This window comes from Cellulosimicrobium sp. AB352, from assembly GCF_049538415.1.
Taxonomy (GTDB): Bacteria; Actinomycetota; Actinomycetes; order Actinomycetales; family Cellulomonadaceae; genus Cellulosimicrobium; species Cellulosimicrobium funkei.
The window spans coordinates 61,657-74,069 of record NZ_JBMVFX010000011.1; the positions used below are offsets into that span (position 1 = coordinate 61,657).

Sequence of the window (12,413 nt, forward strand, 5' to 3'; positions counted from 1 at the left end):
GCGCCGCGGTGCCGGAGGGGTCGGGGGGCGTGCGGCTGGGGTCGGTCGAGGAGGCGTTGGCGGCGATCCGGGTGGGGCGTCCGGTGCTGGTGGCGGACTCGCCGGACCGGGAGAACGAGGCGGACGTGGTGTTCGCGGCGCAGGGGGTGTCGGCGGAGTGGGTGGCGTGGACGATCCGGCACTCGTCGGGGTACCTGTGCGCGCCGATGCCGGCGGCGCGGGCGGACGCGTTGGAGCTGCCGTTGATGGTGCCGCACAGCCAGGATCCGCGGCGGACGGCGTACACGGTGACGGTGGACGCGGCGACGGGGGTGTCGACGGGGATCTCGGCGGAGGACCGGGCGCGGACGTTGCGGGTGCTGGCGGACCCGGCGTCGGGTGCGGGGGACCTGATCCGGCCGGGTCACGTGCTGCCGTTGCGGGCGGTGCCGGGGGGTGTGCTGCATCGTGCGGGGCACACGGAGGCCGCGGTGGACCTGGTGCGTCTGGCGGGGAGGGGTGAGGTCGGGGGTATCGCGGAGCTGGTGCACGACGACGGGACGATGATGCGGCTGGGGGACGCGGCGGCGTTGGCGGAGCGTGACGGGCTGGTGCTGATCACGATCGCGGACCTGGTGGCGTGGCGGCGGGTGCACGACCCTGCGCCTGCGGTGGCCACGGAGGTGCCGGATCGGGAGGCGGTGGCGCGGCGGGTGCACCGCACGTCGTCGGCGGAGCTCCCGACGGTGCACGGCCGGTTCCGGGTGGTGGGGTACCGGGACCTGCGTACGGGGGCGGAGCACGTGGCGCTGGTCCCTGCGGTCCCCCCTGCTGGTGCCTCGGATCGGGGCGAGGCTGGTGCGGAGGCCGCGAGCGCCGTCGGGACGGAGGTGGTGCCGGTGGTGCGGGTGCACTCGGAGTGCTTGACGGGGGACGCGTTCGGGTCGTTGCGGTGCGACTGCGGTCCGCAGCTGGAGGCGGCGTTGGGGCGGGTCGCGGCGGAGGGGGGTGCGGTGGTGTACCTGCGGGGGCACGAGGGTCGCGGGATCGGGCTGCTGGCGAAGATCGGGGCGTACGAGCTGCAGGACGTGGGTCTGGACACGGTGCAGGCGAACCTGGAGCTGGGGTGGCCGGTGGATCGTCGGGAGTACGGGGCGGCGGCGGCGATCCTGGCGGACCTGGGGTTGTCGCGGGTGCGGTTGCTGACGAACAACCCGGCGAAGGTGACGGGTCTGGTGGCGTCGGGCATCGACGTGGTGGGGGCGGAGCGGATCGAGGTGGGTCACGGGGAGCACAACCGGGCGTACCTGGTGACGAAGAAGGTGGCGATGGGTCATCTGCTGGACACGGTGGCGGTCCCGGACGGGGTCGTGCTGGGAGGGCCGGGCGACGGGTCCGGTGCCGAGGAGACGAAGGAGGACGAGGGATGAGCGGGGCGGGTGCGCCGACGGTGCGCGTGGACGGGTCGGGGCTGCGGGTGACGGTGGTCGCGGCGAGCTGGCACACGGAGGTGATGGACGGGTTGCTGGCGGGCGCGCGGCGGGCGTTGGCGGCGGCGAACGTGTCGCACGTGAGCGTGGTGCGGGTGCCGGGGTCGTTCGAGCTGCCGGTGGCGGCGGCGCGTGCGGTGGAGCACGGTGCGGACGCGGTGGTGGCGCTGGGGGTGGTGATCCGTGGGGGGACGCCGCACTTCGAGTACGTGTGCCAGGCGGCGACGTCGGGCCTGACGGACGTGAGCGTGCGCACGGGGGTGCCGGTGGGGTTCGGTGTGCTGACGTGCGACGACGAGCAGCAGGCCCTGGACCGGGCGGGGCTGGAGGGGTCGCGCGAGGACAAGGGTGCGGAGGCCGCGGAGGCGGCGGTCGCGACGGTCGTGGCGCTGCGCGACCTGTGACGGGGGCGGTCGGGGCGTGCCCGCTGGGCGGACACGCCCCGGCCGAGTCCGGGTGGCGGATACCCTGGAGCCCGTGAAGACGTTCGAGTCCCTGTTCGCGGAGCTGTCCGAGAAGGCCATGACGCGACCTGCCGGTTCCGGCACGGTCGCGGAGCTGGACGCCGGCGTGCACGCGATCGGGAAGAAGGTGGTCGAGGAGGCCGCCGAGGTGTGGATGGCCGCCGAGTACGAGGGCGACGTGAAGACGGCGGAGGAGATCTCCCAGCTCCTCTACCACCTGCAGGTCCTCATGCTGGCGAAGGGTCTGAGCCTGCAGGACGTGTACGAGCATCTGTGAGCGGCCGCGCCGGTGAGCGTCCCCGCTCCCGGCCGCGAGCGCCGCTCGCCCCTCGCTCGTCCCTGCTGTTACCCACTCCCTGCCCGATCCCCTGAACGAAGGTCCTGTCATGCTGCGTATCGCCGTCCCCAACAAGGGGTCCCTGTCCGAGCCTGCCGTCGAGATGCTGCGCGAGGCGGGGTACCGCCAGCGTCGTGACCCGCGCGAGCTGGTGCTGGCGGACCCGGACAACGACGCCGAGTTCTTCTTCCTGCGCCCGCGCGACATCGCGGTGTACGTGGGGTCGGGCACGGTCGACGTCGGGGTGACGGGTCGGGACCTGCTGCTGGACTCGGGCGCGGACGCGGTGGAGCACATGCAGCTCGGGTTCGGGGGGTCGACGTTCCGGTACGCGGCGCCGGCGGGGACGATCACGTCGTTGGAGCAGGTGCAGGGGCTGCGGGTCGCGACGTCGTACGAGGTCCTCGTGGAGGGGCACCTGCGCGCGCACGGGGTGGACGCGACGGTGGTGCACCTGGACGGTGCGGTCGAGTCGGCGGTGCAGCTCGGGGTGGCGGACGTCGTCGCGGACGTGGTGTCGACGGGCACGACGCTGCGGGGTGCGGGCCTGGAGGTGTTCGGCGACCCGATCCTGGTGTCGGAGGCGGTCCTGATCCGGCCGCGCAAGGTTGCGGAGGCGGACGTCCCGGCGGGGGTGGAGGTGCTGTCCCGTCGCCTGCAGGGGGTGCTGACGGCGCACGAGTACGTCCTCATGGACTACGACGTGCCGGTGTCGCTCGTGGACCGTGCGGTCGCGATCACGCCGGGCCTGGAGTCGCCCACGGTGTCCCCGCTGCACGACCGGGACTGGGCGGCGGTGCGGGCGATGGTGCGCCGCGACCGCACGAACCAGGTCATGGACGCCCTGTACGACGTGGGTGCGCGCGCGATCCTCGTGACCCGGATCCACGCCTCGCGCCTCTGATCTCGTGCCGCCGGTGGGTGGTCGGCGGGTGTGAGACGGTGGCGGCATGAGCACCGACCCGTTCCCCGACCCCGGCCTGCCGGGCGACCGCGACGACGACCCGTACCGCACGTTCCGGCCCCGGTTCGGCCTGGTGTCGGCCTGGGCGACGGGCGTGGTCGTCGTCGGCGGGTGCGTCGTGGTGGGGCTGTCCGCGACGGGGCCGCTCGGCACGTCGTGGGTGAACCGGCTGTCCATCTCGGCGTTCGCGCTGTTCGCGGCGTGGCTGCTGTGGCGCCTGGGCGGCGTGCACGCCGTCCCGACGCGCGAGGGCCTGCGGGTGCGCAACGTCATCTACACGCGCCGCCTCGCCTGGCCCCAGATCGTGTCGGTCCGCTTCGGCTCCGGCGACGCGTGGGTGCGTCTCGACCTCGCGGACGGGTCCACCCTCGCCGTCATGGGCATCCAACGGGCCGACGGCGCCCGGGGCGAGGCGGAGGCGCGTCGCCTCGCCGCCCTGGTGAAGGCGCACGGCGAGGCCCACGAGTAAGGACCGCAGGCGCGGGCCTCCCGTGCCCGCGCCACGGGTCACCCCGTACCGACGACGACGGCCCCCGGATCGAGGAGATCCGGGGGTCGTCGTCGTCGTGCGCCGGCGGGATTGCCGCCGGCGGCGCGGGTCAGAACGCGGCGCGGTGGCGCGGCTTGCGCTCGCCCCGGTCGTCGGCACGGTCGAACCGGTCACGACGCTCGTCACGACGACCCGACGGGCCGTGCCCGGCACGCGGGCCCCGGGACGCGGGCGCGCCCTCGTCGAGACGGATGCGCAGCGCCTTGCCCGCGACCCGTGCCCGCGAGATGCGGTCCATCGTGTCCGCGTCGAGCGGGGCGATGATGTCCACGAGCGAGAACGACGGGAAGATGTCGATCTTGCCGACGTCCGACCCGGCCAGACCCGCCTCGTTCGTCAGCGCGCCCACGATCCCGCCGGGCATCACGCCGTCCTTGTGGCCCACCGACAGGCGGTAGCGCGTCCCGACGGCGTCGCGGCGGATGCCGCGCGTCCCGTCGCCCTCGCGCCGGCCCGACGCACGGTCGCCGCGCGACGGACGCTCGCCCGTGCGCTCCGTGCGACGCGCCTTCGACTGCTCGCGCGCCGCGGCCCGCTCCGCCTCGAACCGCTCCTGCTCCTCACGGGCACGCGGACCGTCGTCACCCACCGCGAGCGCCGCCATGGCCGCGGCGAGGTCGACCGGGTCGACGTCGTGCTCGGCGAGGAAGGTGCGCACCATGTCGGCGTACATCGACAGGCGGCCCGCCTCCTGGCGGGCGGGGACCTGCCCGAGCAGGGCCCGCACCTTGTGCGCGGACACGTCCGCGGGGGAGGGGATCTCGATCTCCTGCAGCGGGGTGCGGGTCGTGCGCTCGATCGCGCGCAGGCGCCCGCGCTCGTGCGGGGTGACGAAGCTCAGGGCCTCGCCGGTGCGGCCCGCGCGGCCGGTGCGGCCGATGCGGTGCACGTACGCCTCGGGCTCGCCCGGCAGGTCGAAGTTCACGACGAGACCGATGCGGTCCACGTCGAGGCCGCGCGCGGCGACGTCGGTCGCGACGAGGACGTCGAGCGCACCGGAGCGCAGGCGCTCCACGATCCGCTCGCGCTCCTTCTGCGCGACGTCGCCCGAGATGGTCGCGGCCGAGATGCCGCGCTCGACGAGCGCGGACCCGACCTCCTCCGCGGCGCCGCGCGTGCGGGTGAACACGATCGCGGCCTCGGCGTCGGACGTGGCGAGGACGCGCACGAGGGAGCCGGTCTTGTGGCGGAACGGCACGACGGCGTACGTCTGGCGCACGCTCGTCACCGTGGAGGACTGGCGGGCGACGGCGATCTCGACCGGGTCGGAGAGGTGCTCGTTGGCGACGCGGCGGATCGGGGCGGGCATCGTCGCGGAGAACAGCGCGACCTGACGCTCGCGCGGCGCGCGGGAGAAGATCGTGTCGACGTCCTCCGCGAAGCCCATGCGCAGCATCTCGTCGGCCTCGTCGAGCACGAGGAAGCGCACGTCGTCGAGCACGAGGGTGCCGCGCTCGATGTGGTCGATGACGCGCCCGGGCGTGCCGACGACGACCTGCGCCCCGGCCGCGAGCGCCCGCTGCTGCGGCTGGTAGGGCGAGCCGCCGTACACGGCGACGACGTCGACCTTGGGCAGGTGCGCCGCGAACGATTCGACGGCGTCGGCGACCTGCATCGCGAGCTCGCGCGTCGGGGTGAGGACGACGGCCTGCACGCGCCGCAGCGTGGGGTCGATCGCGGCGAGCAGCGGGAGGCCGAACGCGGCGGTCTTGCCGGTGCCGGTCTGCGCGACGCCGGTGATGTCGCGGCCCGCGAGGAGCGCGGGGATGGCCTCGGCCTGGATCGCGGACGGGGTGACGAACCCGAGGTCGGCGACGGCGCGCTCGAGGGGCGCGGGCAGGCCGAGGTCGGAAAACACGGGGCCGGTGGGAGCGGTCTGCTCCGCGACGGCGGGGGAGGTGTCGGTGGAGTGGTCGAGGGCGTGCGAGGGCGCGACGACGTCAGCAGTCATGAAAGGGTGAGGACCGTTCGTTTCGGGGTGTGGAGTGGCGTGCGGTCACCGGGTCGGTTCTCGCAGGTCGCACTCCCGAACACACCAGGCCGGCCACCGCCACGATCGGGGAGATCAGGGGGGTCGGCCACTCTCACGGACACACGCGGGACGAGCGACGAACTCCAAAGGTCCACCCATCGTACCGGAGGGCGCGGGCGGGCCGCGGGGCCGGGCCCGGTGACGTCCCTCACCCGCACCCGCCCCGCCGGTGCCCGGCCCGCCCCGGACACCGGGCGAAGCGGGTGATTTCGGGCCCTGCGGGGCGCCGTGCCGCGAAATGAGGGCCCAGGTCACCGGGGCCGGTACGTAGGATGGTCGCGCGCGGCAGGTCGCCGCGACGGCGCGACGCGAGCACGGGGCGGTGGGTGTGACGGCAGGGCAGCAGGTCAGCTCGCGCGTCCTGACCGTCCCGAACGTCATCAGCCTCCTGCGGCTGCTCCTCGTACCCGTGTTCGCGGTCCTCATCGTGCGCGGCGACGACGTGTGGGCCCTGGTCGTCCTCGCCGTGTCCGGGGCGTCGGACTGGCTCGACGGCGTGCTCGCGCGCCGCCTGGACCAGGTGAGCCGCCTCGGGCAGATGCTCGACCCCGCCGCCGACCGCCTCTTCATCCTCGTCACCCTCCTCGGGCTCGCGTGGCGCGACGTCGTGCCCGTGTGGCTCGTCGTCGCGATCGTCGCGCGCGACGTCCTGCTCGCGGGCCTGCTGCCGCTGCTCGCCCGCCACGGCTACGGGCCGCTGCCCGTGAGCTTCGCGGGCAAGGCCGGCACGTTCGCCCTGCTGTACGCGTTCCCGCTGCTGCTCCTCGCGGAGATGCCGGGCTGGCTCGGCGACGTCGCCGCCGTCACCGGGTGGGCGTTCACCTGGTGGGGCGTGGGCCTGTACTGGCTCGCGGGCGCGCAGTACGTGCTGCAGACCCGGGCGCTCGTCCTGCGCGACCGCGCCGCCCGCACCGACCGGCCCGGGACCGCGACGAAGGAGACGCCGTGACCGACACGCGACCGGACCAGCCCGCCGCCGCGCGCCGCGCACCCGTGGACGCGTCCATGACCCTCCTCAACGAGGTCATGCACCGCCCCCTCGACCCCGGGTACGCCGCCGCGGCCGCGCGCCGCGCCGCCGGGCAGACCCCGCACCGCGGCCGCACCGGCACCGTCGCGCTCGTCGCCCTCGCCGTCGTCCTCGGCGTCGTCACCACCGCCGCCGCCGTGCAGCTGCGCGCCCCGCAGCCCGGCGTCATCGCCGCACGCGAGACCCTCGAGCAGGAGATCCTCGAACGCCAGGCCACCGCCGAGGAGCTCTCCGCCCGCGGCGCAGAGCTGTCCGGCGAGATCGAGCAGCTCCAGGGCGCGGCCCTGAGCGGCGCGAGCGCCGACGTGCTCGACAGCCTCCAGGAGGAGGGCGCGCTCACCGGGACGCAGCCCGTCGAGGGCCAGGGCGTCGTCGTCACCCTCGACGACACCGGCGGCGGCCTGTCCTCCGGGGCCACCGACGCGAGCTCGCTCGTGCACGACTCCGACCTGCAGCGCGTCGTCAACGCCCTGTGGGCCGGCGGCGCGGAGGCCGTCGCGATCAACGACCAGCGCCTGACCGGCCTGTCCGCGATCCGCAGCGCCGGCGACGCCGTGCTCGTCGACCTGCAGCCCCTCGTCGGCCCCTACCGCGTCGAGGCGATCGGCGACCCCGACGCGATGCGCACCTCGCTCCTGCGGTCCGGCACGTCCGACTTCCTCCAGCTCCTCGGCACCCAGTACGGCATCCGCTCCGGCGTGACGACGCAGAGCCGCCTCGACCTGCCCGGCCGGTCCGCGCCCACGCTGTTCTTCGCGCACGCCCCGGAGACGACCGTAGACTCCGACGCACCCGCCGAGGAGACCGGCCCCGCGCCGGGCACGACCGACGGGTCCGGGACCCCATCCGCACCGCACGAGACAGGGCAGGAGATCGTCGAATGATCGCAGTCGTCGGACTGGTGGTGGGCATCGTCGCGGGCCTCGTCCTGCAACCCACCGTGCCCGTGTCGCTGCAGCCCTACCTCCCCATCGCCGTCGTCGCCGCCCTCGACGCCCTGTTCGGCGGCCTGCGCGCCCGGCTCGACGGCCTGTTCGACGACAAGGTCTTCCTCGTGTCGTTCCTGTCGAACGTCGTCGTCGCCGCCCTCATCGTGTTCCTCGGCGACCAGCTCGGGGTCGGCAGCCAGCTCTCGACCGCCGTCGTCGTCGTCCTCGGCATCCGCATCTTCTCCAACGCCGCCGCGATCCGGCGCCACATCTTCAAGGCGTGAGCATGAGCCGCGACCCCCGCGACCAGGCTCCGGGCGACCGGCCCGAGCACCCCACCACGCCCGCGGACGGTGACGACGCCGCCGTCGGCACCCCCGCCGTCCCCGGCACCGAGCCCGGCACCGACGACTCCCACGACGCCGAGCCCGCCCCGGCCCGCACCGACGACTCCGACGAGGACGCGGCCACCGCCGCCGAGACCGACCCGGGCCCGGGTGCGCCGTCGAGCACGCCCCACGACGACCCGGTCGACCCCGCAGCGGTCCCCGGCGACCCCACGACGCCGAGCGACGCACCGGCAGCCCGCGACGAGACCACGGTCACCGCCGACCACCCCGAGGATGACGGCACCACCGCGGCCCGCACGACCCCGACCGGCGCCGCGCCGACCGACACGCCCGCGCCGAGCGCCCCGGACACCAGCGACCCGGACACCAGCGACCCGGACACCAGCGACCCGGACACCAGCGACCCGGACACCCCGGTGTCGAGCGACCCCACCGCCCTGGGCGACGCCGCAGCAGCGGGGGAGCGCCCCGCACCCGACGGCCGCGCCGACCGGCTCGACGACGCGCGTCCCGCCGCCACCACGCCGAACCTCCCGACGCCGGGCGCGACGACCGACGCCACGTCGGACGCGACGACCACCCCGGCAGCCGCGGCGCGCGAGCAGGACGCCGAGACCTCGCCCACCGCCGAGCCGGACCCGGTCACCGGCGCCACGGCCGCCGTCGGGCGCCACGGCACCCCCACCCAGCCCGAGCCGCGCGGGCTGCGCGGCCTCGGCCGGGCGATGCGACCGCGCGCGTCGCGCTCCCAGGTCATGGTCGGCGTCCTGTGCGCGCTCCTCGGCTTCGCGCTCGTCGTCCAGGTGAGCCAGACGCAGGAGGACCAGCTGTCCTCGCTGCGCCAGAGCGACCTCGTGCGCCTGCTCGACGACGTCACCCAGCGCTCCGGCGAGCTCGAGGACCAGGTGTCCTCGCTCGAGGCCACGCGCGACGAGCTGCAGTCCGGCTCCGGCCGCGAGCGCGCCGCGCTCGAGCTCGCCGAGCAGCAGGCCGAGACGCTCGGCATCCTCTCGGGCCGGCTCCCCGCCGAGGGCCCGGGCGTCGAGATCGAGGTCGTCGAGGGCGCCGAGCCGCTCAAGGCGTTCGGCCTGTTCAACGTGCTGGAGGAGCTGCGCAACGCGGGCGCCGAGGCCATGGAGGTCAACGGCGTGCGCCTCGTGGCGAGCAGCTACTTCGAGGACACCTCCGACGGCGTGGTCGTCGACGGGCAGGTGATCTCGTCCCCGTACCGGTGGACCGCGATCGGCGACCCGTCGACGCTCGAGACCGCGCTCGAGATCCCCGGCGGCGCCATGGCGTCCCTGCGCGCCGACGGCGCGCGCACCACCGTCACCCAGCAGGACCGGGCCGAGGTCTCCGCGACCGTCGAGCCCCGCGCACCCCGGTACGCGACCCCCGTCCCCGCCGACGAGTGACCCGGCTTCCCGCGGGCCCACGGGCCGGGGTAGGTTGGGACGACCGAGGGTCGCACGCACCGCGTGACCTGCAGGTGTAGTAGTTTTCGAGCACCAGTTTCCCGCACCCGGGGCTCGCCCCCCGGTGCGGTTTCCGAGCTCGAGCACGACGTGCGTGAGCCCCGAGGAGGCGTGATGAGTGTCCCAGGCGGTCCTGAGGTGCCGAACCGGGCGACCAGCGACACGACGGTCAGCTTCGGCCGGATCGAGGCCCCGATCGAGGAGGGCGTGCAGCCCGGGGGCCTGAGCCCCGAGGAGCACGCCGCCGTCGCCGCCCTGCCCCGCCACTCGGCCCTGCTCATCATGCAGCGCGGCCCCGGCCAGGGCTCGCGCTTCCTCCTCGACGCCGAGCGCACCGTCGCCGGGCGCTCCGAGCACGCCGACATCTTCCTCGACGACGTCACCGTGTCACGCAAGCACGCCGAGTTCGTGCGCGAGGGCGAGCACTTCGTCGTGCGCGACGTCGGGTCCCTCAACGGCACCTACGTGAACCGCAGCCGGATCGACGCCGTCGCGCTCGGCACGGGCGACGAGGTCCAGATCGGCAAGTACCGGCTCACGTTCCACGCCAGCCCGCACGCGGCGGCGTCGGCGGGCGGCGCGGCCTCCCCGTCGTGAACATGTCGACCGGCGCCGCGCACGCCACGGCCCCGGAGCCCGCGGACGGGCCCGAACCGTGGCCCCAGGGGATCTCGCGCCGCGCGACCATGCGCATCTCCGACGTGCTGCGCGCGCTGCGGGCCGAGTTCCCCCACGTCAGCCACTCCAAGCTGCGCTTCCTCGAGGAGCAGGGCCTCATCGAGCCGGTGCGGACCGCGTCCGGCTACCGCCAGTACAGCCCCGCCGACGTCGAGCGCCTGCGCTTCGTGCTCGTCGAGCAGCGTGACCGCTACCTGCCGCTGAAGGTCATCAAGGACCGTCTCGCCGCGCTCGACGCCGGGACCGACGCCGAGACGCTCGCCCCCCGCCTCGCGACCACCGACGGCGAGCCCGGGTCGGCCGCCGTCCGCCAGCGCTACACCGTCGACGCGCTCGTCTCGGCCGCCGGGGTCGAGCGCGAGCTCGTCGAGGGCCTCATCGAGGCCGGCGTGCTCCGCCAGGCACCGGGCGGGCAGCTCGACGCGCGCTCGCTCGACGTCGTCGTGCTCGCCGCCGGCCTCGCGGACTACGGCATCGAGCCCCGCCACCTGCGCTCCCTGCGCACCGCCGCCGACCGCCACGTGAGCCTCGTGCAGCAGGTCGTCTCGCCGTGGCGCGGGCAGCAGAGCCCGTCCGCGCGCGCCCACGCCGGCACCGTCGCGTCCGAGGTCGGCGAGCTGTGCGCGCAGTTGCACACCGTCTTCGTGCGCCAGGGCGTCGACGACCTCACCCGCTGACGCCCGCACCCGCCCCGCCGCACCTCCCGCGACGCCCTCCGCGTGTCGCGCGCACGCCCGGTGCGCACCCCCTGCCGGATGCCGGGCGGAGTCGTACGGTGGTGGAGTGAGCGACGACGTCCCGATGGTCCCGGTGGAGGTGCTGGGGGTCCGTCAGCAGCAGCGCGACCAGGAGATCGTGGTGCTGCTGCTCGACGACGCGTCCGAGCTCGTGGTGCCGATCGTCATCGGCCCGCGGGAGGCGAGCGCGATCGCCATGGCGCAGGCAGGGCTGCCCACGCCGCGGCCCATGACGCACGACCTGCTGCGGGACCTGCTCGACGCGGTGGGCGTGCGGCTCGAGCGGGCGGAGATCGTCGCCCTCGACGGCGGCATCTTCTTCGCCGAGCTCGTGCTCAGCAACGGCGTGCGGCTCGACTCGCGCGCGTCGGACGCGATCGCCGTCGCGGTGCGCACCGGGAGCCCGGTGCTGTGCTCGGCGGAGGTCGTGGCGACGGCGGGCGTCGAGGTCGTCGACGTCGCGCAGCAGGAGGAGGTCGAGAAGTTCCGCGACTTCCTCGACCACGTCCAGCCCGAGGACTTCTCGGTGGACGAGTAGAGCGGTCCCGGTGCGCGGCGGCCCGACCCTCGGGTCGTGGTCGAGGCTTCGGGACACACCGGACAAGACAGACCTTCGACCTCAGGTCGAGGGTTCAGCGGTCGGCGCGACGACGTGGCGGGCGCGACACGCCCGCACGCCCGGGGCGTCGGTCGTTGACGGCCCCCGACGGCGCCCATAGTTTGGTCGTGACATCACCCCAGGAGGCGACAGTGAACAGCAGCGGTGAGGCGAGCGTCGGTGTCGGCGCGGCAGTTCCGCAGGGCGCGCAGGGCCTCCTCTTCGGGGAGGACATCACCGAGCAGGACACCACGACCGGCTACCGCGGCCCGACGGCATGCCGCGCGGCAGGCATCACGTACCGCCAGCTCGACTACTGGGCCCGCACCGGCCTCGTCGAGCCCACCGTCCGCCCGGCGTCCGGCTCGGGCTCGCACCGCCTGTACAGCTTCCGCGACATCCTCGTGCTCAAGGTCGTCAAGCGCCTGCTCGACACCGGGGTGTCGCTCCAGCAGATCCGCACGGCCGTCGAGCACCTGCGCGAGCGCGGCGTGGACGACCTGGCGCAGATCACCCTCATGAGCGACGGCGCGAGCGTCTACGAGTGCACCTCGCCCGACGAGGTCGTGGACCTCGTCCAGGGCGGCCAGGGCGTGTTCGGGATCGCCGTCGGGCGCGTGTGGCGCGAGGTCGAGGGCACGCTCGCCGAGCTGCCGACCGAGTCCCTCGAGGACGAGGACGGCACCGCGACGAGCCCGCAGGACGAGCTCGCCCAGCGCCGTCAGGCCCGCACCGCGGGCTGACCCCTCGCCCGGCCGGACCACGGGCGGACCGACCGCGAGCGCCGGGGCACCCCCGCG

At 74.9% G+C, this 12,413-nt stretch carries 14 protein-coding genes; 13 read left to right on the forward strand and 1 reads right to left on the reverse strand.

Annotation, left to right across the window (positions count from 1 at the left end; translation table 11 throughout):
• Nucleotides 1–29 precede the first annotated feature (29 nt).
• The 5 genes from ribB (at nt 30) to ACPCUX_RS09905 (ending at nt 3,703) form a co-directional block, all read left to right on the forward strand.
• Entirely contained in the window at nt 30–1,409 is a 1,380-nt protein-coding gene (ribB, locus tag ACPCUX_RS09885) for a 3,4-dihydroxy-2-butanone-4-phosphate synthase (protein WP_423388650.1), read from the forward strand.
• Nucleotides 1,406–1,873: a 6,7-dimethyl-8-ribityllumazine synthase gene (gene ribH, locus ACPCUX_RS09890; protein WP_043651624.1), complete on the forward strand. Its 468-nt coding sequence runs from the start codon at nt 1,406–1,408 to the stop codon at nt 1,871–1,873. Before ribB ends, ribH begins: the two co-directional genes overlap by 4 nt.
• Nucleotides 1,874–1,946: 73 nt before the next feature.
• Nucleotides 1,947–2,210 carry a phosphoribosyl-ATP diphosphatase gene (locus ACPCUX_RS09895; protein WP_043651626.1) on the forward strand — a complete coding sequence of 88 codons (264 nt, stop codon included), beginning with the start codon at nt 1,947–1,949 and terminating at the stop codon, nt 2,208–2,210.
• A gap of 109 nt (nt 2,211–2,319) precedes the next feature.
• Nucleotides 2,320–3,174, forward strand: coding sequence for an ATP phosphoribosyltransferase (gene hisG, locus ACPCUX_RS09900; protein ID WP_009865157.1), 855 nt, complete (start codon nt 2,320–2,322; stop codon nt 3,172–3,174).
• Between the two features lie 46 nt (nt 3,175–3,220).
• Nucleotides 3,221–3,703, forward strand: coding sequence for a PH domain-containing protein (locus ACPCUX_RS09905; RefSeq protein ID WP_423388651.1), 483 nt, complete (start codon nt 3,221–3,223; stop codon nt 3,701–3,703).
• A 130-nt stretch (nt 3,704–3,833) separates the two neighbouring features.
• Here the strand turns inward: ACPCUX_RS09905 and ACPCUX_RS09910 are convergent, their stop codons facing one another.
• A complete protein-coding gene (locus tag ACPCUX_RS09910) occupies nt 3,834–5,735 on the reverse strand; it encodes a DEAD/DEAH box helicase (protein WP_423388652.1) in 1,902 nt (633 codons plus the stop codon).
• Between the two features lie 409 nt (nt 5,736–6,144).
• Between ACPCUX_RS09910 and ACPCUX_RS09915 the strand changes: the two genes are divergently transcribed.
• The 8 genes from ACPCUX_RS09915 (at nt 6,145) to ACPCUX_RS09950 (ending at nt 12,356) form a co-directional block, all read left to right on the forward strand.
• The gene (locus ACPCUX_RS09915) at nt 6,145–6,765 is read left to right on the forward strand and encodes a CDP-alcohol phosphatidyltransferase family protein (protein WP_034656174.1); all 621 of its coding nucleotides are present in this window, start codon (nt 6,145–6,147) and stop codon (nt 6,763–6,765) included.
• The gene (locus ACPCUX_RS09920; RefSeq protein ID WP_232422894.1) at nt 6,762–7,730 is read left to right on the forward strand and encodes a DUF881 domain-containing protein; all 969 of its coding nucleotides are present in this window, start codon (nt 6,762–6,764) and stop codon (nt 7,728–7,730) included. Before ACPCUX_RS09915 ends, ACPCUX_RS09920 begins: the two co-directional genes overlap by 4 nt.
• Nucleotides 7,727–8,059 carry a small basic family protein gene (locus tag ACPCUX_RS09925; RefSeq protein ID WP_021483549.1) on the forward strand — a complete coding sequence of 111 codons (333 nt, stop codon included), beginning with the start codon at nt 7,727–7,729 and terminating at the stop codon, nt 8,057–8,059. The genes ACPCUX_RS09920 and ACPCUX_RS09925 overlap by 4 nt, the downstream gene beginning before the upstream one ends.
• A gap of 2 nt (nt 8,060–8,061) precedes the next feature.
• Nucleotides 8,062–9,540: a DUF881 domain-containing protein gene (locus ACPCUX_RS09930; RefSeq protein ID WP_423388653.1), complete on the forward strand. Its 1,479-nt coding sequence runs from the start codon at nt 8,062–8,064 to the stop codon at nt 9,538–9,540.
• A 174-nt stretch (nt 9,541–9,714) separates the two neighbouring features.
• Nucleotides 9,715–10,197 carry an FHA domain-containing protein gene (locus ACPCUX_RS09935; RefSeq protein ID WP_021483194.1) on the forward strand — a complete coding sequence of 161 codons (483 nt, stop codon included), beginning with the start codon at nt 9,715–9,717 and terminating at the stop codon, nt 10,195–10,197.
• 2 nt (nt 10,198–10,199) lie between these two features.
• The gene (locus tag ACPCUX_RS09940) at nt 10,200–10,955 is read left to right on the forward strand and encodes a MerR family transcriptional regulator (protein ID WP_061267299.1); all 756 of its coding nucleotides are present in this window, start codon (nt 10,200–10,202) and stop codon (nt 10,953–10,955) included.
• 124 nt (nt 10,956–11,079) lie between these two features.
• Nucleotides 11,080–11,553, forward strand: coding sequence for a bifunctional nuclease family protein (locus ACPCUX_RS09945; RefSeq protein WP_024839673.1), 474 nt, complete (start codon nt 11,080–11,082; stop codon nt 11,551–11,553).
• Between the two features lie 212 nt (nt 11,554–11,765).
• Nucleotides 11,766–12,356: a MerR family transcriptional regulator gene (locus ACPCUX_RS09950; RefSeq protein WP_021482353.1), complete on the forward strand. Its 591-nt coding sequence runs from the start codon at nt 11,766–11,768 to the stop codon at nt 12,354–12,356.
• The last annotated feature ends 57 nt before the right edge of the window (nt 12,357–12,413 follow it).

Excerpts from the sequence above, each read along its gene's own strand:
- ACPCUX_RS09905 (WP_423388651.1), top strand. The coding sequence starts at position 3,221 with ATGAGCACCGACCCGTTCCCCGACCCCGGCCTGCCGGGCGACCGCGAC.
- ACPCUX_RS09940 (WP_061267299.1), top strand. The coding sequence starts at position 10,200 with ATGTCGACCGGCGCCGCGCACGCCACGGCCCCGGAGCCCGCGGACGGG.
- hisG (WP_009865157.1), top strand. The coding sequence starts at position 2,320 with ATGCTGCGTATCGCCGTCCCCAACAAGGGGTCCCTGTCCGAGCCTGCC.
- ACPCUX_RS09945 (WP_024839673.1), top strand. The coding sequence starts at position 11,080 with ATGGTCCCGGTGGAGGTGCTGGGGGTCCGTCAGCAGCAGCGCGACCAG.
- ACPCUX_RS09925 (WP_021483549.1), top strand. The coding sequence starts at position 7,727 with ATGATCGCAGTCGTCGGACTGGTGGTGGGCATCGTCGCGGGCCTCGTC.
- ACPCUX_RS09910 (WP_423388652.1), bottom strand. The coding sequence starts at position 5,735 with ATGACTGCTGACGTCGTCGCGCCCTCGCACGCCCTCGACCACTCCACC.
- ACPCUX_RS09935 (WP_021483194.1), top strand. The coding sequence starts at position 9,715 with ATGAGTGTCCCAGGCGGTCCTGAGGTGCCGAACCGGGCGACCAGCGAC.
- ribH (WP_043651624.1), top strand. The coding sequence starts at position 1,406 with ATGAGCGGGGCGGGTGCGCCGACGGTGCGCGTGGACGGGTCGGGGCTG.
- ACPCUX_RS09930 (WP_423388653.1), top strand. The coding sequence starts at position 8,062 with ATGAGCCGCGACCCCCGCGACCAGGCTCCGGGCGACCGGCCCGAGCAC.